Annotated in this window: 22 protein-coding genes; 2 read left to right on the top strand and 20 right to left on the bottom strand. The window is 53.3% G+C overall.

Annotated features, from left to right (window positions below):
* Positions 1-6 precede the first annotated feature (6 nt).
* The 15 genes from SK36_RS05855 to napF form a co-directional block, all read right to left on the bottom strand.
* Positions 7-1,056, bottom strand: coding sequence for a cytochrome c-type biogenesis protein CcmH (locus SK36_RS05855; protein ID WP_045445349.1), 1,050 nt, complete (start codon positions 1,054-1,056; stop codon positions 7-9).
* On the bottom strand, positions 1,053-1,610 hold the full coding sequence (gene dsbE, locus SK36_RS05850) for a thiol:disulfide interchange protein DsbE (protein WP_045445352.1): 558 nt from the start codon (positions 1,608-1,610) through the stop codon (positions 1,053-1,055). The genes SK36_RS05855 and dsbE overlap by 4 nt, the downstream gene beginning before the upstream one ends.
* The gene (locus tag SK36_RS05845) at positions 1,607-3,562 is read right to left on the bottom strand and encodes a heme lyase CcmF/NrfE family subunit (RefSeq protein WP_048221011.1); all 1,956 of its coding nucleotides are present in this window, start codon (positions 3,560-3,562) and stop codon (positions 1,607-1,609) included. The genes dsbE and SK36_RS05845 overlap by 4 nt, the downstream gene beginning before the upstream one ends.
* The gene (gene ccmE, locus SK36_RS05840; protein ID WP_045445358.1) at positions 3,559-4,038 is read right to left on the bottom strand and encodes a cytochrome c maturation protein CcmE; all 480 of its coding nucleotides are present in this window, start codon (positions 4,036-4,038) and stop codon (positions 3,559-3,561) included. Before ccmE ends, SK36_RS05845 begins: the two co-directional genes overlap by 4 nt.
* The gene (gene ccmD / locus SK36_RS05835; RefSeq protein WP_045445361.1) at positions 4,035-4,247 is read right to left on the bottom strand and encodes a heme exporter protein CcmD; all 213 of its coding nucleotides are present in this window, start codon (positions 4,245-4,247) and stop codon (positions 4,035-4,037) included. Before ccmD ends, ccmE begins: the two co-directional genes overlap by 4 nt.
* Positions 4,244-4,981 (bottom strand): heme ABC transporter permease, encoded by a 738-nt coding sequence (locus SK36_RS05830; RefSeq protein ID WP_045445364.1) that lies wholly within the window; start codon positions 4,979-4,981, stop codon positions 4,244-4,246. The genes ccmD and SK36_RS05830 overlap by 4 nt, the downstream gene beginning before the upstream one ends.
* Positions 4,982-5,076: 95 nt before the next feature.
* On the bottom strand, positions 5,077-5,736 hold the full coding sequence (gene ccmB, locus SK36_RS05825) for a heme exporter protein CcmB (protein WP_045445367.1): 660 nt from the start codon (positions 5,734-5,736) through the stop codon (positions 5,077-5,079).
* Complete coding sequence (ccmA, locus tag SK36_RS05820) at positions 5,733-6,359, bottom strand: cytochrome c biogenesis heme-transporting ATPase CcmA (RefSeq protein ID WP_223307006.1); 627 nt, start codon at positions 6,357-6,359, stop codon at positions 5,733-5,735. The genes ccmB and ccmA overlap by 4 nt, the downstream gene beginning before the upstream one ends.
* Before the next feature lie 14 nt (positions 6,360-6,373).
* Positions 6,374-6,976 (bottom strand): cytochrome c-type protein NapC, encoded by a 603-nt coding sequence (gene napC, locus SK36_RS05815; RefSeq protein ID WP_045445373.1) that lies wholly within the window; start codon positions 6,974-6,976, stop codon positions 6,374-6,376.
* Positions 6,977-6,985: 9 nt separating this feature from the next.
* The gene (napB, locus tag SK36_RS05810) at positions 6,986-7,435 is read right to left on the bottom strand and encodes a nitrate reductase cytochrome c-type subunit (RefSeq protein WP_045445376.1); all 450 of its coding nucleotides are present in this window, start codon (positions 7,433-7,435) and stop codon (positions 6,986-6,988) included.
* Positions 7,432-8,295 (bottom strand): quinol dehydrogenase ferredoxin subunit NapH, encoded by an 864-nt coding sequence (gene napH / locus SK36_RS05805; RefSeq protein ID WP_045445379.1) that lies wholly within the window; start codon positions 8,293-8,295, stop codon positions 7,432-7,434. The genes napB and napH overlap by 4 nt, the downstream gene beginning before the upstream one ends.
* On the bottom strand, positions 8,282-8,977 hold the full coding sequence (gene napG, locus SK36_RS05800; protein WP_045445382.1) for a ferredoxin-type protein NapG: 696 nt from the start codon (positions 8,975-8,977) through the stop codon (positions 8,282-8,284). Before napG ends, napH begins: the two co-directional genes overlap by 14 nt.
* A gap of 6 nt (positions 8,978-8,983) precedes the next feature.
* Positions 8,984-11,470, bottom strand: coding sequence for a nitrate reductase catalytic subunit NapA (gene napA / locus SK36_RS05795; RefSeq protein ID WP_045445385.1), 2,487 nt, complete (start codon positions 11,468-11,470; stop codon positions 8,984-8,986).
* Entirely contained in the window at positions 11,467-11,730 is a 264-nt protein-coding gene (gene napD, locus SK36_RS05790; RefSeq protein WP_045445389.1) for a chaperone NapD, read from the bottom strand. The genes napA and napD overlap by 4 nt, the downstream gene beginning before the upstream one ends.
* A complete protein-coding gene (gene napF, locus SK36_RS05785; RefSeq protein ID WP_048221010.1) occupies positions 11,720-12,211 on the bottom strand; it encodes a ferredoxin-type protein NapF in 492 nt (163 codons plus the stop codon). Before napF ends, napD begins: the two co-directional genes overlap by 11 nt.
* Positions 12,212-12,624: 413 nt before the next feature.
* Between napF and eco the strand changes: the two genes are divergently transcribed.
* Positions 12,625-13,122 (top strand): serine protease inhibitor ecotin, encoded by a 498-nt coding sequence (eco, locus tag SK36_RS05780; RefSeq protein ID WP_048222593.1) that lies wholly within the window; start codon positions 12,625-12,627, stop codon positions 13,120-13,122.
* Between the two features lie 92 nt (positions 13,123-13,214).
* On the opposite strand, the gene mqo is transcribed toward eco, so the two are convergent.
* A complete protein-coding gene (gene mqo, locus SK36_RS05775; protein WP_048221009.1) occupies positions 13,215-14,876 on the bottom strand; it encodes a malate dehydrogenase (quinone) in 1,662 nt (553 codons plus the stop codon).
* A gap of 278 nt (positions 14,877-15,154) precedes the next feature.
* On the opposite strand from mqo, the gene SK36_RS05770 reads away from it, so the two are divergent.
* A complete protein-coding gene (locus SK36_RS05770) occupies positions 15,155-16,402 on the top strand; it encodes a SulP family inorganic anion transporter (protein ID WP_048222589.1) in 1,248 nt (415 codons plus the stop codon).
* Here SK36_RS05770 and mgtE read toward each other — a convergent pair.
* The 4 genes from mgtE to ada form a co-directional block, all read right to left on the bottom strand.
* Positions 16,365-17,801 (bottom strand): magnesium transporter, encoded by a 1,437-nt coding sequence (gene mgtE, locus SK36_RS05765; protein WP_045445397.1) that lies wholly within the window; start codon positions 17,799-17,801, stop codon positions 16,365-16,367. The genes SK36_RS05770 and mgtE overlap by 38 nt on opposite strands.
* Positions 17,802-17,945: 144 nt before the next feature.
* A complete protein-coding gene (locus SK36_RS05760) occupies positions 17,946-19,589 on the bottom strand; it encodes a multidrug ABC transporter permease/ATP-binding protein (protein WP_045445400.1) in 1,644 nt (547 codons plus the stop codon).
* 75 nt (positions 19,590-19,664) lie between these two features.
* Positions 19,665-20,315, bottom strand: coding sequence for a DNA oxidative demethylase AlkB (alkB, locus tag SK36_RS05755; protein ID WP_045445403.1), 651 nt, complete (start codon positions 20,313-20,315; stop codon positions 19,665-19,667).
* Positions 20,315-21,379, bottom strand: coding sequence for a bifunctional DNA-binding transcriptional regulator/O6-methylguanine-DNA methyltransferase Ada (ada, locus tag SK36_RS05750; RefSeq protein WP_048221008.1), 1,065 nt, complete (start codon positions 21,377-21,379; stop codon positions 20,315-20,317). The genes alkB and ada overlap by 1 nt, the downstream gene beginning before the upstream one ends.
* Between the last annotated feature and the right edge of the window lie 44 nt (positions 21,380-21,423).

The raw sequence follows: 21,423 nt of genomic DNA, 5'->3' as shown, positions 1-21,423 counted from the left end.
CCGCTCTTATTTCTCCTGCGGCGACAACTGCTCCATCGCCTGTTTAATGCTGCGTTCAATCACCGCCCGGCGAGTGTCGTTGGCGGGTAATAACTTCAGCATCATCTCCCAGGCCGCAACCGCCTCGCCGAAGCGCTGCTGCTCAAAGGCGTTAAAAGCATACATGCTCAGTACACGCACGTTAGCATGATCGCCCCTGACCAACTGACTCAATAACTCCCCTCCCCGACGGTTATCATTTGGATCGGAGGAACGGGTCAACGCTTCCGCATAACCAAGCGCCGCATCGCTATTTTTAGGATCCAGTCGGTAGGCGTTGGCATAGGCTTCTGTCGCCGTGCTGGCATTACCTAATACCATTCCAATGCGTCCGAGCATAATCCAGCCTTCAACGTTTCCAGGATCGGCCTGCAGTCGCGTACGCAGTCCCAGCGCAAGGCGTGTCATATCCTCTTCATTCAGAGGTTCAGCCTTCGGATCCAGTGCCCGTTCCAGCAACGCCGGAGCTTGTGCTGTAGCCTGTTGCCAGATTTTAACCTGCTTGTAATTACCCGTTTGATAATAGCTCACCGCGCCAACCACCAATGCGACTACAACGCCTGGCACATACAGCCACCATCCACCACGTTTTCCATCCGGAGTGATATCGTCTGGAAATTCTTCCTGTTTCAATCGTATACGACGGCGTGAGCGGGCAAAAATAATCCAGCCTCCCAAGCCGATCGCCACGACGGGCATCACCCATAACAGAACCGTCAGCGGCGTCAGCGGCGGATCGTAAGTGACGAAGTTGCCGTAGCGCGCCACCATATAATCGACGATCTCTTTCTGGCTTTTCCCTTCCTGCATCAGCTCATAGACTTTCTGACGCAGGTCGGTAGCAATCATCGAGTTAGAGTCGGCAATGCTGTTGTTCTGACACTTAGGGCAGCGCAATTGCTCGGTAAGCTGGCGGAACTGTTGCTCTTGCGCTTCGTCTTTGAACTGCATTACGTCGATGGTGGCAAGCGCCGAACCAGAGATCACCAGCATCAATACGCCCAGTAAAAATCTCATTGCGCAGCCTCCTTACTGTACTTATCCCACAACGGTTTGATCTCGCTTGCCCACACTCTGGCATTCAAATCGCCAGCGTGGCGGTAGCGAATAATTCCCTTACCGTCGATCAGGAAAGTTTCCGGCGCGCCATATACGCCCAGATCCAATCCAAGCATGCCATCGCCATCAAACAGGCTAAGCGCATATGGATTACCCAGTTCTTTCAGCCAGACAATCGCTTTCTGACGATCGTCTTTATAGTTCAGGCCGACTACCCGCACGCCCTCTGCAGACAGCTGATTCAGATACTGGTGTTCAGCACGGCAGGTTGGACACCATGTCGCCCATACGTTGAGCAACACCGGTTTACCCTGCGTCAGTACATCGGCCTGATAATGCTGCCCCGGATTCTCCAGCGACTCAAGGCGGAACGTCGGTACCGGTTTACCGATCAATGCCGATTCAAGATTGGTGGGATCATCTCCCTGGGCGTTACGCGCCAGTTGCCACAGCAGCGCTGCCGCAATAACGAGAAAAATAATAAAAGGGATTAAGAGTGCGTTGCGCTTCATACAGCCTCCGGCGCGTTTTTTTGCTCAGCTGTGCGTGGACGCACGCGCTGGCGATAGCGTGGATCAAACAGGCAGAACAATCCGCCCAGCGCCATCAGCAACCCTCCGGCCCAAATCCAGCGAATAAACGGTTTGTAATACAGACGCACAGCCCATGCGCCATTGTCCAGCTCTTCGCCTAACGCAGCATAGAGGTCACGCGTAAAACCACCGTCAATTGCCGCTTCGGTCATCATGGAACTGGTGCTGTTATAAAAACGTTTCTCCGCATGCAGCGTCGCTTCCGGTTTACCGTCACGTGTTACACCAATAATCGCCACGCCACCACGGTAGTTAGGCCCGGTGATATCTTTAACTTCACGGAATGTAAACTGATAATTATGAATGCTCACGCTATCGCCAGCCTTCATACGCACATCACGCTCAACGCTGTAGTTCTGACTAAAGGCAATCCCCACGATAGTAATCGCCAGCCCCACATGGCCTGACACCATACCCCAGTAACTTGGCGTCAACTTCGTTCCGCGTGAAATACGCAGGAATGCTTCAGACATCGCCAGCACGAATATCCAGCATGCCATTGCCAGACCTACTACCGTCATCGCGGCAATGCGGTCTTCAAGCAGCCACGGCAGCAGCAGTGACAGTACAAATGTGGTGACAAACGCGATAATCAGCAATGTTTTTAGTTTACGCGGTCTGTCACGACCCCAGCGAACCAACGGTCCAATCCCCAACAGCAGTGCGAACGGTGCCATCAGCCACGTGAACATGGTATTGAAGAACGGTTCACCAATCGAAATACTGCCTAGCCCCAGCTGTTTATGCACCAGCGGCAACAATGTGCCCAGCAGCACCACCAGCATGGCGGCAATCAACAGAACGTTGTTCCCCAATAGCAGCGATTCACGTGACCAGAGGGCGTTATTCACCCTGGAGCGAACTTTATGACCACGCACGGCAAAGAGCAGCAGAGATCCACCGATCACCATGACCATAAAGGCAAGAATGAACATCCCGCGCGACGGATCGGAGGCGAATGCATGTACCGACACCAGTACGCCTGAACGCACGAGGAAAGTGCCCAACAGACATAGCGAGAAAGCGCAGATCGAGAGCAGCAGCGTCCAGGCTTTGAAACTGGCACGTTGTTCGGTAACCGACAGGGAGTGCATCAGCGCTGTGCCTACCAGCCACGGCATAAACGAAGCATTCTCGACCGGATCCCAGAACCACCAACCGCCCCAGCCAAGCTCGTAGTACGCCCAGGCGGAGCCGAGCACAATCCCCAACGTCAAAAACACCCACGCCGCCAGCGTCCAGGGGCGCGAAAAACGGGCAAACGTGCTGTCCAGACGCCCGCTCATCAACGCGGCAATCGCGAATGCAAAAGCGACTGAGAAACCGACATAGCCCATATACAACAACGGGGGATGGAAAATAAGCCCCGGATCCTGCAACAGCGGGTTCAGGTCGCGCCCTTCGACTGGGAAATCAGGCAAGGTGCGAGAAAACGGGTTAGAGGTAAACAAGATAAACAACAGGAAACCAACACTGACCATGCCCATCACAGCCAGTACACGAGCGACGATATCCAGCGGCATCCGCTGACTGAACAGCGCCACGGCAAACGTCCAGCCGCTCATCAGCAGCACCCACAGCAACAGTGAGCCTTCATGCGCGCCCCACGTTGCCGCTACCCGATACCAAACCGGGAGCTGAGTATTAGAGTTACTGGCCACATAGGTCACGGTAAAGTCATTGACCACGAATGCGTTTACCAACACCAGAAACGCACCCATCACGCAGATAAACAACACCCAGGCAAATGGCCGTGCAGAGGCCATCATCCGTACATCACCGCGCGCTACGCCCCACAGAGGATAGACCGAGAGCAGCAATGCAACGCCAAGTGCAAGACACAGAAGCCCATTGCCAATTTCAGGCATCATGACGTTTTATCCTTATAAACACTTTCCGGGCGACGGTGATTTTCCTGCATCGCTTTTTCGACTTCCGGTGGGGTGTAATTCTCATCATGTTTGGCGAGGACCTCTTTTGCCTGCACATGATTCCCCTCTTCCAGTTCACCCTGCACAACGACCCCCTGCCCTTCACGGAACAGATCCGGCAGGATACCTTCATACGTCACATCGACTACGCCCTCGGCGTCATAGATGCTGAAATTCACCTTCAGGGATTGCGGGTCGCGTTTAACGCTGCCAGGCATAACCATGCCCCCCACACGCAGACGTTGACCGACTTCAGGCATCTTCTGGGTTTCACGCTTACCGTAGAGTATTTCGCCCGGCGTATAGAACAGGTCGATATTGGAACGCAGCGCGTAGAGCACCAGCGTGATGGTTAATGCCAGACCCGCAAGCACCGCACAGGCAATCCAGAGTCGATTTTTACGTCGAATATTCACGCCGCCTCCCGTTGCGTTTGTGCCGCGCGCATACGGGCTTCTCTTGCCCGTTGCTGTGCTACACCGCGTAATATCGTCCGATGCTGTAACGCAGAGTGCAGCACCAGTACAATCATAGGGACAACGCTCATAGCCACAGCCAACCAGACATACAAGGCGTAACCGCCCATCGCGAAAAAATCACTCCATGATGCAAATGCAGGGGTCATTGGCGGCCTCTTTTTAAGATCAGTTCGCTCACCCACGGGCGGCGTTTTTCCATCAACAAAATCAGATTACGCATGCGCATCAGCGTCAGCGTGATAAACAGCAACAGATAGCCGACGATTGCCAGACGCAACGGCGTGCGCATCGCCGGATCAATACTTTGCTGCATACGGGTCGATCCCTGATGCAACGTATTCCACCACTCTACCGAGTAGTGAATAATCGGTAAGTTAACAACGCCAATCAGCACCAGAATACCGGCAGCACGCCCCGCCACGCGACGGTCATCAAATGCGTGCCACAGTGCGATAGCGCCTACGTAGAGAAACAGCAACACCAGTTCAGAAGTGAGTCGGGCATCCCATACCCACCAGGTTCCCCACATTGGTTTACCCCATGCCGACCCGGTCACCAGTGCGATAAAGGTAAACACTGCGCCAACAGGGGCCATCGCGGCTAAAGCCAGATTGGCCATTTTCATCTGCCAGACCAGGCCGATAAACGCCGCAACCGCCATCGAGGCATAAATCCCCATCGACCAGATTGCCGCCGGGACGTGCAGGTAGATAATGCGATAGCTCTGCCCCTGCTGATAATCCGAAGGTGCAAAACCAAATCCCCAGATCCAACCCGTTGCCAGTATCACTACACTGGCAATCGCCAGCCACGGGATAAACCAGCCACAGATCTGATAGAGCCGTGGGGGCATCGCCAGTTGATGAAGTATTTTCCACATAGTTCAGTCACCAGACTCAAGCAAAACAAATGAAACTGCCGTTGTCCCTGATGGCGGAAAATCGCCTGATCAGGCACGCTAAAATAAAAATCGTGCTACTGCACACTGATGCGTAACGCAGCCGCCGTCGCAAAAGGACTTAACGTCGCGCTCCCCACCAACAGTGCGCCCAGAATCGCCATGTACCCTTCAACGGGTAAGTGCATAGAGGCCGCATCCATCGCAGCGGTCGCAAAAATCAGCAGCGGGATGGTTAGCGGCAGTACCAACACGCTTAACAACACACCGCCACGCTTCAGACCAACCGTTAATCCAACGCCTGGCGCCCCGAGAAAACCCAGCGTCGGCGTACCGAGCAACAGCGTCAGTGCCATAATCTGCCAACCGTACATATCCATTCCCAACAGCAACGCCACCAGCGGCGAGAGGATAAGCAACGGCAGGCCGGTCACGACCCAGTGTGCCATTACCTTCGCCAGCACCACCGCCGGTAGTGGCAATGGCAGTAACATCAGCTGTTCGAGGCTGCCGTCCTGAAGGTCATCGCGAAACAGGCGCTCCAGCGCCAGTAATGATGCCAGCAGTGCTGCAACCCAGATAATACCCGGCGCAATTCGCGCCAGCAGTTGTGGTTCCGGGCCAATGCTTAGCGGGAATAACGTAATCACAATCAGGAAGAACCATAACGGATTGGCAATCTCCGCACTATGACGGAACGCAACCCGCAGTTCTAAACGGAAAATTCGCCACATCATTGCGCAGCCCTCTCGCTGGTCAGCGCAATACGCCGCACTTTATTGGTCTCTACATTCAGAGGCTGATGAGTCGTGAGAATAACAATACCGCCCTGCTCCGTATGTTGTGCCATACGCTGAGTCAGGCGTTCAACGCCATTGACATCAATCGCAGTGAACGGTTCGTCCAGGATCCAGAGCCGGGCGCGGGTCAGCCACAGACGAGCCAATGCCACACGGCGTTGTTGTCCGGCAGAGAGTTGATTAACTGGAATGTCTTCATATCCGGCGAGCCCGGCCTGTGCCAGAGCGGCCAGGCACTGAGCAGTATCGCCATCATGGTGGAAGAAACGCAGATTCTCCAATGCCGAAAGCCGGGTTTTAATTCCCGGCTGATGTCCGATCCAAAGCAGTTCCTGATGGTAACTGTCCCGCACTTGATGCAGTGGTTGCCCTTGCCAGCAAACCTCTCCGGCATCAGGGCGAGCCAGACCAGTAAGTAAGCGCAGCAAAGTGGTTTTCCCTGCGCCGTTACTCCCGGTAATTTGCACCCATTCACCCGCGGTTACGCGAAATGACAGCTCACTAAACAGTATTCTGTCATCCCGCTCACAGAGCAGTTCCCTGGCTTCAAGCATTTGCACGCATCAACATCCTGTTAGAATCCCGGTTTAACTTCACGCATATCGGGGAGTTTGTGCGCTATCCCTTTATGGCAGTCGATACAGGTTTGTCCTTCTTTCACGGCCTGGTCATGCATTTTAGCCGCAACACCTTTCTGGGCGGTTAAATCCATAAACTCGAAGTTATGACAGTTACGACACTCCTGCGAGTTATTGTCTTTCATACGCCGCCACTCATTTTGCGCCATTATCAGACGGTGGTCTTCAAATTTTTGCGGTGTGTCTATCAACCCCAACGCTTTCGCATACAGCTCTTTGCTGGCTTTAATCTTACGAATCATTTTCGGGCCCCACTCATGCGGGACGTGGCAATCAGGGCAGGTCGCACGTACACCACTACGGTTGTTGTAGTGTACGGTTTCCATGTATTCCTGATAGACAGTGTTGCGCATTTCGTGACAGCTGATACAGAATTCTTCAGTGTTGGCCTTTTCCATACCGGTGTTAAAACCGCCCCAGAAAATAATGCCGCCCACAAAGCCGATTAACAACAGCGTGCCGAGCGCCAGACGGCTGGGGCGACGCCACCATTGCCAGACGCGCTTAATCCAGCCTGGTTTACGGTTAGAATTTTCCATAATGACCTCTTATTTCCCGTAACCTTTCGAGGGGGTGAAGGTATTTTCGACAATCGGAGCAGCATCAGCCTGCGGGACATGACACTGCAGGCAGAAATAGCGACGCGGCGCCACTTCCGCCAGCACTTTGCCGTTGCTGTCCATAAAGTGCGTCGGGCTGATGCGCGGCGCGCCGGTTGTCCGATAGCTTTCCACGCCATGGCACTGCAGGCAGCGGTTGGTGTTAGTTGTAACCTGGTAACCATCAACGCTGTGCGGAACCATCGGTGGTTGGTTAACGTAGTTCAGCGGCATACGCTCCTGCTCTTTCGGCATGCGAATCGCCCCTTCCTGCGTCCCCGAGACTTCCGGTGACTGGCTCAGATCCACTCCGTTTGCAGCCCAAACTGCCCCACTGACTACCAGGGCCAGCGCTGCCGTCATTTGACTCAGCGCTTTAATCAGGTCATGGCTTTTCATGATTTCGCTCCCGAACTCCATCGTGTTGTTATTGTAAAAACATCCTCAGAACAGACATCCACACAGCGACCGCAGGCCATGCAATCGCGACTGGTCACCTGCACCGGGCTTTGCTCATCCAGCACCGGGGCACGTAGCACATGCGGTTCCGGGCAAACATGAAAACAATCCATACAGCGGTTACATCTCTCGCGTTCTTTCGCCGAAACGGTTAACGCCCCTTTACTTCCCAGCACGCTATACAGTGCGCCAAGTGGGCAAAGGTGCCCGCACCAGCCATGTTCAACGACCAGTAAATCAAATAAAAACAGTGCAATAATCAGCAGTATTCCGCTACCGAACCCCATCACCAGGCCACGTCCCAGCAGAGAAACCGGGTTTATCCATTCCCACAGCAACGTGCCTGTTACAGCAGAGCCCAGCAAAATGACAACCAGCAGGACGTAGCGTATATAGCGCGGAATTGTCGCTGACTGATTCAACTCAAACCTTCTGCGTAACCAGCTCGCAAAGTCGGTTACAGGATTCATCGGACAGACCCAACTACAAAACAATCGCTTGCCCGCAAGGGCATACAGCACCGTAATGATGGCCGCGCCCGTTAACGCCACCGTCGCAGGCAAATGCCCACTGGCCAGACTTTGCAGCGTAATGAGTGGATCGGTTAACGGAATGGTATCCAGCAACAGGCTGCTGCTGTAATTACCATGCAGGATCCACACACCGAGCCACGGGCCGCTGAGAAACATCGCCAACACCAGAAACTGGCTTAAACGACGCAACACCAGCCAACGATGACTCTGCCACCAGCCTTTTTTCGCCCGCGCTTCACGGCCTGCATCACGTTTACGATTTGCCATTTTGCCCCTCCAGCCAACCGAAGCGGTAATGGTGTCCCAACTCCCCTTTTGCCAGCGACAAAGGCAGCACTTTTATGGCCGGTTGCTCCAGCACACAGACCTTTTCGCATTTACCGCATCCGGTACAGGCATCGCTATGAACGGTAGGAATAAACCGCGCATGTTTACCGGTACGCATATTGCGATCGAGCTCCAGGGTGATGGCCTCGTCAATTTTCGGGCACTCGCGATAGCAGACGTCGCAGCGCAATCCCTGATAATTGAGGCAGTTCTCGTGATCCAGCAGCACCGCCAACCCCATGCGTGAATCGTCGATCGATTCAATTTCCCGATCCAACGCTCCGCTTGGACAAACTTTGGCGCACGGGATGTCCTCACACATTTCGCAGGGAATATCGCGGGCAATAAAATACGGCGTCCCCGCCGCCAGCCCGGAGGCCAGAGTCGCCAGTTTCAGCGTGTCATAAGGGCAAGCCTGAACGCACTGCCCGCAGCGTACGCAAGCGCTGGCAAATGCGTCCTCACTCAATGCCCCAGGCGGGCGTAACCGCACGCCGGTTGCACGTGCGGTTTGTTGTTGCAACCCCAGCGCCACGCCAACAACTGCCAGTCCGCCAGCTGCGCGAACCATATCGCGCAGAAAGCGGCGACGGCCATTTTGGGGTTTTGCTGACCGGGACATAGCGACTTACACCTTCGCCAGTTTCACAGCGCACTTCTTGAAATCCGTTTCTTTAGAAAGCGGATCCGTCGCATCCAGCGTCAGGTTGTTCACCAGCTGTGCGGCGTCGAAGAACGGCATATACACCAGCCCCTGCGGTGGACGGTTACGCCCACGTGTTTCCACAATCGAAATGACTTCACCACGGCGGGAGACCACTTTGACTTTATCGCCACGACGCAAATCGCGTGCTTTCGCGTCCAGCGGATGGATAAACAGCACGGCTTCCGGGAAGGCACGGTGCAGTTCAGGCACGCGACGCGTCATACTGCCGGTGTGCCAGTGCTCCAGTACACGTCCGGTGGAGAGCCACAGGTCATACTCTTTATCCGGCGCTTCTGCCGCCGGTTCAAATGGCAGTGCGAAAATCACCGCTTTACCGTCCGGCTTGCCGTAGAACTTGTAACTTTCTCCAGCCTTCACGTACGGATCGTTACCTTCGCTGTAGCGCCACTGGGTCTCTTTACCTTCAACTACCGGCCAGCGTAACCCGCGCGCTTTGTGGTAATCATCGAACGGTGCAAGATCGTGTCCATGACCGCGACCAAACCATGCATACTCTTCGAACAGCCCTTTTTGCAGGTAGAAACCCAGCTCGCGGGACTCATCGTTAAGCTGATCTTCAGCCAGTTCGCTAACCGGGTATTTCGTCACCGCAGGCGTTGCAAACAGCACGTCATACAGAGTTTTGCCACGCAGTTCTGGTTTCTGCGCCAACAGTTCTTCCGGCCAGACCTCTTCCGTTTTGAAACGACGGGCAAACTGCACCAGTTGCCACAAATCCGATTTTGCTTCGCCCGGCGCTTTAATCTGCTGACGCCAGAATTGAGTACGACGCTCAGCGTTACCGTAGGCCCCTTCTTTTTCCACCCACATCGCTGTCGGCAGGATCAGGTCGGCCGCCAGGGCGCTGACCGTCGGGTACGGATCGGAAACGATGATAAAGTTGCGCGGATCGCGCCAGCCAGGCATACGCTCTTCGTTAATATTCGGTCCGGCCTGCATGTTGTTGTTACACATCACCCAGTAAACGTTGAGCTTGCCATCCTTCAGCGCACGATCCTGCGCTACCGCATGTAAACCCACTTTCGCCGGAATAGTACCGGTTGGGATCTGCCAGTGTTTTTCGCAGATATCACGGTGTTTTTCGTTAGTCACCACCATGTCCGCAGGCAGGCGATGGGAGAACGTCCCTACTTCACGCGCGGTACCACAAGCGGAAGGCTGGCCAGTCAGAGAGAACGGACCACAGCCAGGCTGGGAGATCTTGCCGGTCAACAGGTGCAGGTTGTAGACCAGGTTGTTGGCCCACACGCCGCGCGTGTGTTGGTTAAAGCCCATCGTCCAGTAGGAGATGACTTTCTTATTCGGATCGGCATACAGCTGCGCTAGTTGTTCCAGTTGATCTTTCGGAACGCCGGTCATTTCTGCGGTTTTATCCAGCGTATATTCCGCAACAAACGCTTTGTATTCTTCAAAGCTGATCGGTTCGGATGCATCAGAACCTGGGTTTTTCGCCGCTTTCTCCAACGGATGCGTCGGACGTAAACCGTAGCCGATATCCGTCGCACCTTTGCGCAGGTTAACGTGCTTGCTGAAGAAATCCTGGTTTATCGCATTGTTTTGAATGATGTAATTTGCGATGTAGTTGAGGATCACCAGGTCGCTTTGCGGCGTAAAGACGATGCCGTTATCGGCCAGTTCAAAGCTACGATGCTGGAAGGTAGAGAGAACCGCCACATTGACATTAGGATCGGACAGGCGACGGTTGGTGATGCGTGACCACAGAATTGGGTGCATCTCCGCCATATTGGCGCCCCACAGAACAAAAGCATCCGCATGCTCAATATCGTCATAGCAACCCATCGGTTCATCCATACCAAAGGTACGCATAAAACCGACTACCGCTGATGCCATGCAGTGACGTGCGTTCGGGTCAATGTTGTTTGAACGGAAACCCGCTTTGAACAGCTTCGCCGCCGCATAACCTTCCCAGATGGTCCACTGACCGGAGCCAAACATGCCGATGGCATCTGGCCCTTTTTCTTTCAGGGACGTTTTGAATTTCTCTTCCATCACATCGAAGGCCTGGTCCCAGCTAATTGGGGTGAATTCGCCTTCTTTGTGATATTTGCCATCCTTCATGCGTAGCATCGGCTGCGTTAAACGGTCTTTGCCGTACATGATTTTAGGCAGGAAGTAACCTTTAATGCAGTTAAGTCCACGGTTAACCGGCGCATCCGGATCGCCCTGACATGCCACAACACGCCCTTGCTGAGTCCCTACCAATACGCCACAACCTGTACCGCAAAATCGGCACGGGGCTTTGTCCCATTTGATAGCTTCTTGCTGACCGACTACCGCGCGGGCTACGCCCGGCACGCTTAACCCGGCAGCCGCCGCAGCGGCCGCAACGGCGTTAGCTTTCATAAAGCTACGACGACTGAGTTTCATGGTGTTTCCTCACCTTGCTCATCCTGCTGGTGATAAACCAGCGACACCGCCAGTACGCCCGCAACGTTGCGTACCGACTCAATTGTTTTCATTAGCGTTTCACTTTGTTCAGCTTCTACCACCGCGATCAGTTGGCCGCTTTCCACATCACTGAGTGCAACTTCACAACCTGGAAATGTACTCAACTGCGTGGCGATATCGCTGATATGCTGACTTTTTGCCTGAACGACCAGGCTGCAGACCTGCCAGTTAGTGTCCATGGTTGTACTCCGCGTTAATGGCTGAAACCGGACAGGTAGCGACGCACGCTCCACATCCGTTACAGCCCTGATTGTCGAGCTGTGGCTGGTAAATACCAGACAGCGTGGGGCGAAAGGTAATGGCCATGGGTTCACAACTATCCTGACAGCGATGGCACTCAACAGACTGATTTGCGAGGCAGTTTTCACCGATCGTAAAGTTCAGTTCCCATGCCCTGGTGTGGCGCGGAAGAAAAAGTGATTCGGGACAGGCTTGTGCGCAGGCGTAACAAAAGCTGCATTCGCCGTGTTTGAAATTTACGCTCGGATACCCACCCTGGCCTCGCTGCAGGATGTCGGTTTCACACGCCTGGATGCAGGCGTCACAATGGAGGCAATGGGCCAGAAAGTGAGATTCTTCCTTGCTCCACGGCGGACGGATCCCAATGCCAGCGTTACGCCAGTTGCCTGTCAACATGCCTCGACGGGATAAATCAACCATGACATTGTCCTTCCATAATGACGCTCTCCCTGAGCGGGTTGAACGACAATAAAAACCGCACTATTTATGAGTAGTTATTTTTAACAGTAAGATATTTCAGGATGTGTTAGAGGTGCATACCCCAATCGGGGTAAATGCTGTTGCCGGATCAAAAGAGTGTGGGGTTGGTGGAAAAAAACGCGCTTTTGCTCACATTTCAATTAGTTATATACTAAATTATATAACGAACACCGCAAAAAGAGAATTATCTTATTTATGAGATAATTCTTAGGATATATCACCATATTAATAACAAACACTCAGCCAATACACGTAAAATATAAGTAAATTTAGATTAATAGATGATGTGAATATGCTAACCTGCCATAGATACGTTCAGAAGACAGAAGAAAGGAAAAACTGTGAACAATAAGATGAAGACTATTGTCCCTGTCGTCCTGTTAGCTGCCGTTGCCAGCACCTCTGTGTGGGCTGCAAACAACGATGCCAACACTCAACCACTGGAAAAAACAGCGCCTTATCCTAAAGCCGACAAAGGTATGAAGCGCCAGGTTATCCAGCTCGCTCCTGAGAAAGATGAATCTACTCTAAAAGTGGAACTGCTGATCGGACAAACGCTGGAAGTTGACTGCAACAGGCATCGCCTTGGTGGAGAGCTGGAAAGCAAAACTCTGGAAGGTTGGGGATACGACTACTATGTTTTTGACAAAGTCAGCTCCCCGGTCTCGACCATGATGGCCTGCCCGGACGGCAAAAAAGAGAAAAAATTCATCACAGCTTATCTGGGTGATGACGGTATGGTGCGTTACAACAGCAAATTGCCGATTGTGGTCTACACTCCGGAAAACGTAGAAGTGAAATACCGAATCTGGAAAGCGGAAGAGAAGATTCAGGACGCAGTCGCGCGATAAGTGAGAATGTGCCGGATAGCGGCGTACCGCCTTATCCGGCCTACAAACGCACGAAGTAGGCCGGATAAGCGCAGTGCCATCCGGCATTTTCTTTACAGTGCGATATCTGCGACAGCTTTCTGCTCAGGTTGCGGTTGTGCCTGAGGTTTAAGCTGCGGTTTCGGTGCTTCATCAGCGACCTGCGGTTTATCGTACTTCAGACCCAAAACTTCACTGGTATATTGCAGCTCTTGTTCCGTGGCCTCAACGTTACCGTTCAGCTTCGTGCCATAGGACGGGATGATTGTTTTCAGTTTCGCCTGCCATTCCGGGCTGGCAACTTTATCTTTAAACACTTTTTCCATCAGATGCAGCATGATCGGTGCAGCGGTTGACGCCCCTGGCGATGCGCCCAGCAGTGCAGCAATTGTTCCTTCTTTGTCACTGACCACTTCAGTTCCCAGACGCAGAACGCCGCCCTTTTCTTCATCACTTTTGATGATCTGCACACGCTGACCTGCCTGCCACAAACGCCAGTCTTCTTTTTTCGCCTGCGGATAGTACTCCTGCAGTGCAGCAAAACGGTCGTCGTCGCTGAGCATGACCTGGCTTACCAGATATTTCACCAGATCGAAGTTATCCAGCCCTACATTCACCATCGGCATAAAGTTTGACGTGGTGGTAGAGCTGAGCAGATCCCATAAGGAACCATTTTTCAGGAACTTGGTAGAGAACGTCGCAAATGGTCCAAACAGTACCACGCGCTTGCCATCCAGAATGCGGGTATCAATATGCGGTACGGACATCGGCGGTGCACCAACGGACGCCTGACCGTAGACTTTCGCCAGGTGACGATTGACCACGTCCGGGTTTTCCGCCACCAGGAACTGACCACCAACCGGGAATCCGGCATAGCCTTTCGCTTCCGGGATATCGGTTTCCTGCAGCAGTTTCAACGCAGCGCCACCAGCACCAATAAAGACAAACTTCGCCTTGATGTCGTGTTCCGCTTCGCTGTTTTTCAGATCGGCAACCGTGACGGTCCAGCTATTATCCGCGTTACGCTTAAACCCACGCACTTCGGTGCTCAGCTGCAAAGCAAAATTAGGTTTTTTCTGCAACGATGCAATCAGCTGGCGCGTAATTTCGCCGTAGTTTACGTCAGTACCAATCTCAGTACGCGTTGCCGCAACTTTCTGTTTTGGATCGCGACCTTCCATGACCAGCGGCGCCCACTCTTTAATTTGCGCGTGATCTTCGGAGTAACGCATGCCACGGAACAACGTACTCTGCTGCAGTGCGGTATAACGGGCACGCAGGAAATTCACGTTCTCGTCGCCCCAGACAAAGCTCATATGTGGCACGGTGGTGATAAACGAGCGGGGTTCATGCATCACGCCATTGTTGACCTGATACGCCCAGAACTGGCGGGAAATCTGGAAGGCTTCGTTAATTTCGACTGCCTTTTCAATGCTGACACTACCGTCGGCTTTTTTAGGCGTGTAATTCAGTTCCATGAGTGCAGAGTGTCCCGTTCCGGCATTGTTCCAGCCGTTCGAACTCTCCTGAGCAACGCCATCCAGTCGCTCAACCATGGTCATTGACCATTGTGGCTCCAGCTCCTGTAAATAGGTTCCCAGTGTGGCGCTCATAATGCCGCCGCCAATCAACAGCACATCCGTTTCCTGCTCTTCAGTCGCTTTCGCTTTTGCCGCCATAGAGACAACGTTCAGTCCTACGGCCAGGGTGAAGAGCATGGCAGTCACTTTTTTCATAATGTTAATGCCTTACTTTTAGTATCGCTTTTTAGCTTTTATTGCAGGTGAAAATCGAGCGGTACCAACGGTAACACTTAAGTAAAAATAATTAAATAATGTTTATAAATTATATTTAAATTTTAAAAATGTTATTAATAAGTTGATTCTTTATAGGGTTATTGACAATCATTTCTGGAAACCCGCCCACCAGACGGGTACTATGCTGCGCTTTGCTATTCACCGCACGGATGCTTGTCGGTCTGCTGTATCAGGCCATTTCCGACCTGAGAGTAAATATGTCTGCGCTCCACCCCTCCCCTGCCGCGACGGCAGATCATTCCGTTGGAACCGTATTGCGTAAGCCCCATTTACTGGTGCGCGAAATGTTGGCGGGCGTGGTTACCGCCCTTGCACTGATCCCGGAAGTAATCTCCTTTTCCGTTATCGCTGGCGTTGATCCGAAAGTCAGTCTGATTGCCTCCGTTGTACTGTGCCTGGCAATGTCCTTTCTGGGGGGGCGCCCGGCAATGGTTACCGCCGCTGCGGGGTCTGTAGCTCTGGTTATTGGCCCAATGGTGCACCTACACGGCGTGCAGTACATTCTGCCAGCGGTCGTGCTGGCCGGACTTATCCAGATCCTGTTTGGCGTATTAGGCATGGCACGCCTGATGCGTTTTATCCCCGCGGCCGTCATGACGGGCTTTGTCAACGCGCTGGGCATTTTGATTTTCTTTGCTCAGGTCCCGCACTTCTGGGGAAAAAGCCCGTTAATCTGGGGATTGTTTATCCTGACGCTGCTGATCGTACTGTGGCTACCGCGATTCATTAAAAATATTCCCGCACCATTGGTTGCCATTGTCTTGTTGACTGTATTCACCGTGACCAGTGGACAACTGTTGCCTACCGTCGGTGACGAAGGTTCAATGCGCGGTGGACTACCTGGTTTAACCCAATTGCTGGTACCACTTAACGGGCAAACTTTTGCCATTATCTGGCCCTGCGCGCTAAGCATCGCCTTTGTCGGTTTGATGGAGTCGTTGTTAACCGCAAGACTGGTTGACGATCTGACGGTCACGCCATCGAATAAAAACCGTGAAAGTGCGGGACTGGGGATCGCTAATATTCTGGCCGGGTTTTATGGCGGCATTGCCGGATGCGCGATGATTGGCCAAACGATCGTCAACGTTGAGATGGGCAAAGGACGCAGTCGACTCTCAACGTTGGCCGCCGGATTAGTATTACTGCTGCTGGTCACCGCATTAAGTGAAGTAATGGCGAAAATACCCATGTCGGTACTGGCCGGCATTATGGTGATTGTGGCGGTGAAAACGTTCAGTTGGCACAGTATCACTCCCGCCGCGCTGGTGAAAATGCCAGTCACCGAAACGCTGGTAATGTTGATTACCGTTGCCGTGACGGTTTCTACCGGCAACCTGGCGATTGGCGTGGTTGCCGGAGTGATGATGATGCTGGTTCTGCCGCGTATCGTCAGATGCAAACAAGTGGTTACATCAGAAACAGCGTCGCCAGACCAAGAAAAATAAAGAATCCGCCGGTGTCGGTAATAGCGGTGATCATAACGCTCGAGCCGACAGCCGGGTCGCGCCCGAGTTTCACCATCGTCATCGGAATGATTACCCCCATCAATGCCGCCATCAGCAGGTTAAGCATCATCGCCAGGGTCATAACGCCACCAAGCGCCATATCATCATACAGCCACCAGGTAATCCCCCCCATAATCCCGCCCCAGACGAGGCCGTTGATCAACGCCACGCCCATCTCACGCAGGATCAGGAACGTCAGGTTACCGGGCTGAATATTTTGCAGCGCCAGCGCGCGGACGATCATGGTGATGGTTTGATTGCCGGTATTACCGCCGATTCCCGCCACGATAGGCATCAACGAAGCCAGCGCCACCAGTTGTGAAATCGTGTGCTCAAAACCGTCGATGACTCGTGAGGCGATGAATGCCGTGCAGAGGTTAATCGCCAGCCATGCCCAACGGGTTTTTACTGCTTTAGTGACCGGGGCGAACACATCCTCTTCGGCGCTTAACCCCCCCATCCGGCGCAGATCGGTGTCGGTTTCTTCATATACCACATCGACGATCTCATCGATGGTCAAACGGCCCATCAGCTTACCTGATGGATCCACCACCGCCGCACTGACCAGGTTGTCACGTTCAAACGTTCGTGCCGCGTTTTCTGCGATATCCTCCGGAGCGAAGGTGAGCGGATCGTCTTCCATCACCTCGCTGACTTTGCGCTGCACATCATTAAGCAAAATACAGGTCAACGTCAGTTCGCCTACGAGGACTTTATTGCGATCGGTCACGAAGAGTTTATCGGTGTTTTCCGGCATTTTCCCCAACCGTCGCAGATAGCGCTGTACCACTTCCAGCGTCACGTCCGGGCGCACGGTGATGACTTCGAACTCCATAATCGCGCCGACGCGATTCTTCTCGTAGTGCATCACCTGGCGCACACGCGCCCGCTCCTCTGCCGGCAGCGATGCCAGCAGTCGGCCTGTCAGGTTGCGTGGCAAATGCTGCACCAGATAAATCTGTTCATCGATATCGAGATATTGCAACGCGTCCAGCAACTCGCGGTCGGTCATCTCATCGATCAGATCGTCCCAGACGTTTTCTGACGCCTCAAGCAGCACATTTCCACGTTTTTCACTTTCGACCAGTCGCCACAGGGCATGACGTTCTTCAGAGGGTAACGCTTCGAGGGTATCGGCCAAATCGGGCGGTGGCAGGTGGGCCACCAGTGCCCCTACCTCAGCAATATCGTCGGCTAATGTACCGACGTCATATTGCTCAGCCAGGGTAAGCTTGCCCAACAGTGTAGAAATAATGGCTTTATCAGTGGTCAGCAGCCAGATCAGACGCGCACGTTCTTCATCACGCAGCCTGGCGCTGTTTTTATTTATTACAGACATTAATCATAAATCCATGATTTGAAATATCGTTAATCATGATGCTGAATTATGTAAATAACAATAAACTGAGCCGCCGATTGGATAAAAAAACGGCGGATGAGAGTGTTAACCGTAGGCCGGTAGCTCCTTATCCGGCCTATGGGATCAGGCTGTACGGGCTACTGCATCACGCGATGCGGCGTCGCGTTCATCACCCATTAACTCGGTAAGCTGCCCGTTGCGCATCTCCAGCAGACGATCGGCATGAATAAAGTAATGATCGTCATGGCTGATGGCGAAAATGGTTTTGCCCATTTCCTGCATTAATGGCAACAGCACCTGATAAAATTCACGGCGGAAGTGCGGGTCCTGATCGGCAGCCCATTCATCGAGCAGAATAATGTCGCGCTCCTCCGCTAATGCCAGTAGCAGCGCCACACGTTTTTTCTGCCCTTTAGACAGCTTCAGATTGAGGATGCGACCATCATTCAATTCCAGCTTGTGCGCCATCTTCAGATGATCCAACCACTTCGCCACCAGTTGCGGATTTGCGTCTCTCCCTTCAGGGCCCAACAGTTTGTCGAACAACCAGACGTCGGTGAACACCGCCGAGAATAGCTTGCGATAATCTTCTGGTTTTTCAATCGCTACCGCCTTGCCATCCAGTAAAATCTCACCAGACTGCGGCTGGTACAATCCGGTAAGCAGCATCGCCAGAGTAGATTTTCCACTGCCGTTGCCGCCAATCAGGAAGATCAGTTCGCCACGATGGATGGTCAGATTAATCGGCCCAACGGAGAACGCATTATCCTGATAGTGAAATACCACATTGCGCATTTCCAGCGTTTGCCAGTTCGGAAACGCGGTTGGTCGCGGAAACTCTGCCTTGAATGGTGCCAGTGAGAACTTATTCAGTTTGTTGAAAGCCACCTGCGCGGTGAGCAATGTGGGCAGCGCGCCGACGGCAGAGAGTAACGGCGTACGCAGGAACAGCAGCGTCAGCGAATAGGTCGCCGCCACTGCGGTATCTGCCCAGCCCAGACTATTAGCCATCCAGAACACCAGGCCAATTGCGCCCAGCATCATAATGTTGGACCAGTTGACTGCGCTCAGGTGGAAGGTATCGGCACGGATAATATGATGGCGATACTCTTTGGCATCCGGGACGTACAACTGGTTAAAGATATGCTCGGCACGTTCACGGTTGAGCGTCAGTTCTTTGCGCCCTTCCAGCACCGTCTGATAATCGTTATACAACTTGTCTTCTGTTTCACGCAGGGTAGCCATATGTTTGTACACCCGCGCCACCAGTACAAACCCGCCCCAGATAGTGATCGCCATCCAGATTGCCGTTACCAGCAGCATTTTGGTCGACAGCATCGCCAGATACGCCGCCGATCCTACGGTCAAAATAATTCCCTGTACCAGCTCAGGCAGACGGACGAAAGCGATGGTAATGTTGCGGATATCACTGGTTAAACCGGCCAGTAACGAGGCGCTACCAAGCTGCTCGATGCGCTCGACGTGGGTATCCAGTATACGTTTGATAAATTCGCTACGCAGGCGGTAGACAAAGTGGTGGCCCAGCGTGGTCAGCGCCAGCTGTGAGCCAAGCGTGACGACCATAAGTAACAGCAGCAGGCCGAGAAACTCCGGCAGCACCATCAGCGTGGTGTCGACCGTCTCAATCAGGCGCTGATTTATAAACGCAATCAGCCCAATTCCCAGCGCAGCGCTGGCAAGGCTGAGCGCCATTACGCTGATAAATGGCCAGCGATACTGCCGCCAGACAAGAAGTAAAAGTTCCATGTGTACAACCCGGACAAGTATTAACAGCCCGCAGTTTAAACATCTCAACGCTTACAGCAATAATAATTCTTATTTTTATTCCGCTTTACCCGCCTGGCGAAATGTCAGATTGTAACGACAGTCGGCCGTCAACGGATGATACCCCGTCTTAAGCGGCTGGATACCATGGTAAAACAGACGCGATTTCCCTCCCCATACCACCACATCACCATGTTCCAGCAGCAAACGTTTTAACGGATCATTACGCTGCAAACCACCAAACTGAAAGATCGCCGGTAAACCCAGCGACACAGATACAATAGGCGCTCGCAGATCGGGTTCGTCTTTATCCTGATGTAACGACAGTTTTGCGCCGGGGTTATAGCGGTTAATCAAGCACGCATCCGGGTGAAAGTCAGGATAGCCTGCGGCAATTGCTGCCTGTTGACACAGGTCGACAAAAACGTCCGGTAATGGCGGCCAGCCTGCGCCAGTCAGCGGATCAACCGGAGAATAAAGGTAACCGTGCTGATCCGTCGTCCAGCCCAGATGACCACAGTTGGTCATCGCCACCGACATCGTATAACCGCCGGGCGTAACCATCTGGCGAAAAGGCGACAAGGTGGCGACAGATGAGATCGCCTGTAGTAAGGAAGGTGCGGCGTCAAACGCAAAACGTCGCAAAATTACCGCACCGGATGCCAGTGGCTCTTGCCAGGGTTTCGCATCTGCAAAGAGATCGAGCATTATGTTTCCTCGCCGGTAGTTTCACGTTGCAGGAGTTGTGCCTTACGCGCAACGCCCCAACGATATCCCGAAAGCGCACCATCACCGCGGATCACCCGATGACACGGGATCACAATCGCCAGCTTATTCGCCCCGCAGGCGCTGGCCACCGCGCGAACAGCCTTCGGTTTGCCGATTGCGCTGGCCAGTTGCTGATAGCTAACCGTCTCACCACAGGGAATAGCGCGTAGCGCCTGCCACACCTGCTGCTGGAATGCGGTTCCCCGGATATCCAGTGGTAAGGACAGTGGCCTGTTGCGCGTGTTAATCACGGCAATCACCTCACGCACATGCAGTTGGAATTGCGCATCTGCAGGTTCGTCAAACGCGGTGGGAAACAGTTCACGGAGCTCCGCTATCAACGTGGCATCGTCATCGCCAAGTAAAATCGCACAGATACCGCGTTCACTTTCCGCCACCAGGCAGCGACCCAGAGCGCAGTCCGTAAGCGCGTAGCGCACAGATACGCTGTCGCCGCCTTTACGAAATTGTTTCGCCGTCATGCCCAGCGCCGCATCCGCTTTACGATAGTAGCTGCTGCTGTCGGGGAACCCGGCGTTAAGGATCGCCTGCGTTATCGGCTCCCCTTTCGCCAGCGCATCGCGCAGACGGCGAGCGCGCCAGGACTGCTGCCACGCTTTCGGGGTCATTCCTGTTGTCGCTTTGAACAGACGATGTAAATGGAACGGGCTCATCGCCACCTGTTGCGCTAATTCATCCAGCGTGAGGGGGGACTCTTGCTCTAAAAGCTGACAGGCGAGGGTAATCTTATCCAACCGATGTTGTTGCGCATTGTCTTTGTCCGGCTGACAGCGTTTACACGGCCTATACCCGGCAGCCAGTGCCTGCTGTGCATCCGCAAAGAAGCTGACGTTTTTGCGCAGCGCATGTTTCGCCCGGCAGGAGGGACGACAAAAAATACCGGTAGTTTGAACGGCAAAGACAAACTGACCGTCGGCGTCTGTGTCGCGATCCAACACAGACTGCCAGCGGTCATCATCAGTCAGGCGTAAGATATTTTTCATTTTGGACTCCTTGGTTAAGCATAGCGCTTAGGCTCAGTGTGTCC

It is taken from the genome of Citrobacter sp. MGH106, from assembly GCF_001037495.1.
Classification (GTDB): domain Bacteria; phylum Pseudomonadota; class Gammaproteobacteria; order Enterobacterales; family Enterobacteriaceae; genus Citrobacter; species Citrobacter murliniae.
The sequence above is the reverse complement of the archived record's forward strand: the minus strand, read 5'-3'. Positions and strand labels throughout refer to the sequence as shown.

Bases quoted from the DNA above. Each gene is read 5' to 3' on its own strand.
- ccmB (WP_045445367.1), bottom strand. From the start codon at position 5,736: ATGATGTGGCGAATTTTCCGTTTAGAACTGCGGGTTGCGTTCCGTCAT.
- napG (WP_045445382.1), bottom strand. From the start codon at position 8,977: ATGTCCCGGTCAGCAAAACCCCAAAATGGCCGTCGCCGCTTTCTGCGC.
- SK36_RS05760 (WP_045445400.1), bottom strand. From the start codon at position 19,589: ATGGAACTTTTACTTCTTGTCTGGCGGCAGTATCGCTGGCCATTTATC.
- eco (WP_048222593.1), top strand. From the start codon at position 12,625: ATGAAGACTATTGTCCCTGTCGTCCTGTTAGCTGCCGTTGCCAGCACC.
- dsbE (WP_045445352.1), bottom strand. From the start codon at position 1,610: ATGAAGCGCAACGCACTCTTAATCCCTTTTATTATTTTTCTCGTTATT.
- ada (WP_048221008.1), bottom strand. From the start codon at position 21,379: ATGAAAAATATCTTACGCCTGACTGATGATGACCGCTGGCAGTCTGTG.
- SK36_RS05830 (WP_045445364.1), bottom strand. From the start codon at position 4,981: ATGTGGAAAATACTTCATCAACTGGCGATGCCCCCACGGCTCTATCAG.
- napA (WP_045445385.1), bottom strand. From the start codon at position 11,470: ATGAAACTCAGTCGTCGTAGCTTTATGAAAGCTAACGCCGTTGCGGCC.
- mqo (WP_048221009.1), bottom strand. From the start codon at position 14,876: ATGAAAAAAGTGACTGCCATGCTCTTCACCCTGGCCGTAGGACTGAAC.
- napF (WP_048221010.1), bottom strand. From the start codon at position 12,211: ATGGTTGATTTATCCCGTCGAGGCATGTTGACAGGCAACTGGCGTAAC.
- SK36_RS05845 (WP_048221011.1), bottom strand. From the start codon at position 3,562: ATGATGCCTGAAATTGGCAATGGGCTTCTGTGTCTTGCACTTGGCGTT.
- ccmD (WP_045445361.1), bottom strand. From the start codon at position 4,247: ATGACCCCTGCATTTGCATCATGGAGTGATTTTTTCGCGATGGGCGGT.
- SK36_RS05770 (WP_048222589.1), top strand. From the start codon at position 15,155: ATGTCTGCGCTCCACCCCTCCCCTGCCGCGACGGCAGATCATTCCGTT.
- mgtE (WP_045445397.1), bottom strand. From the start codon at position 17,801: ATGTCTGTAATAAATAAAAACAGCGCCAGGCTGCGTGATGAAGAACGT.
- napD (WP_045445389.1), bottom strand. From the start codon at position 11,730: ATGGACACTAACTGGCAGGTCTGCAGCCTGGTCGTTCAGGCAAAAAGT.
- napB (WP_045445376.1), bottom strand. From the start codon at position 7,435: ATGAAAAGCCATGACCTGATTAAAGCGCTGAGTCAAATGACGGCAGCG.
- alkB (WP_045445403.1), bottom strand. From the start codon at position 20,315: ATGCTCGATCTCTTTGCAGATGCGAAACCCTGGCAAGAGCCACTGGCA.
- napH (WP_045445379.1), bottom strand. From the start codon at position 8,295: ATGGCAAATCGTAAACGTGATGCAGGCCGTGAAGCGCGGGCGAAAAAA.
- napC (WP_045445373.1), bottom strand. From the start codon at position 6,976: ATGGAAAATTCTAACCGTAAACCAGGCTGGATTAAGCGCGTCTGGCAA.
- SK36_RS05855 (WP_045445349.1), bottom strand. From the start codon at position 1,056: ATGAGATTTTTACTGGGCGTATTGATGCTGGTGATCTCTGGTTCGGCG.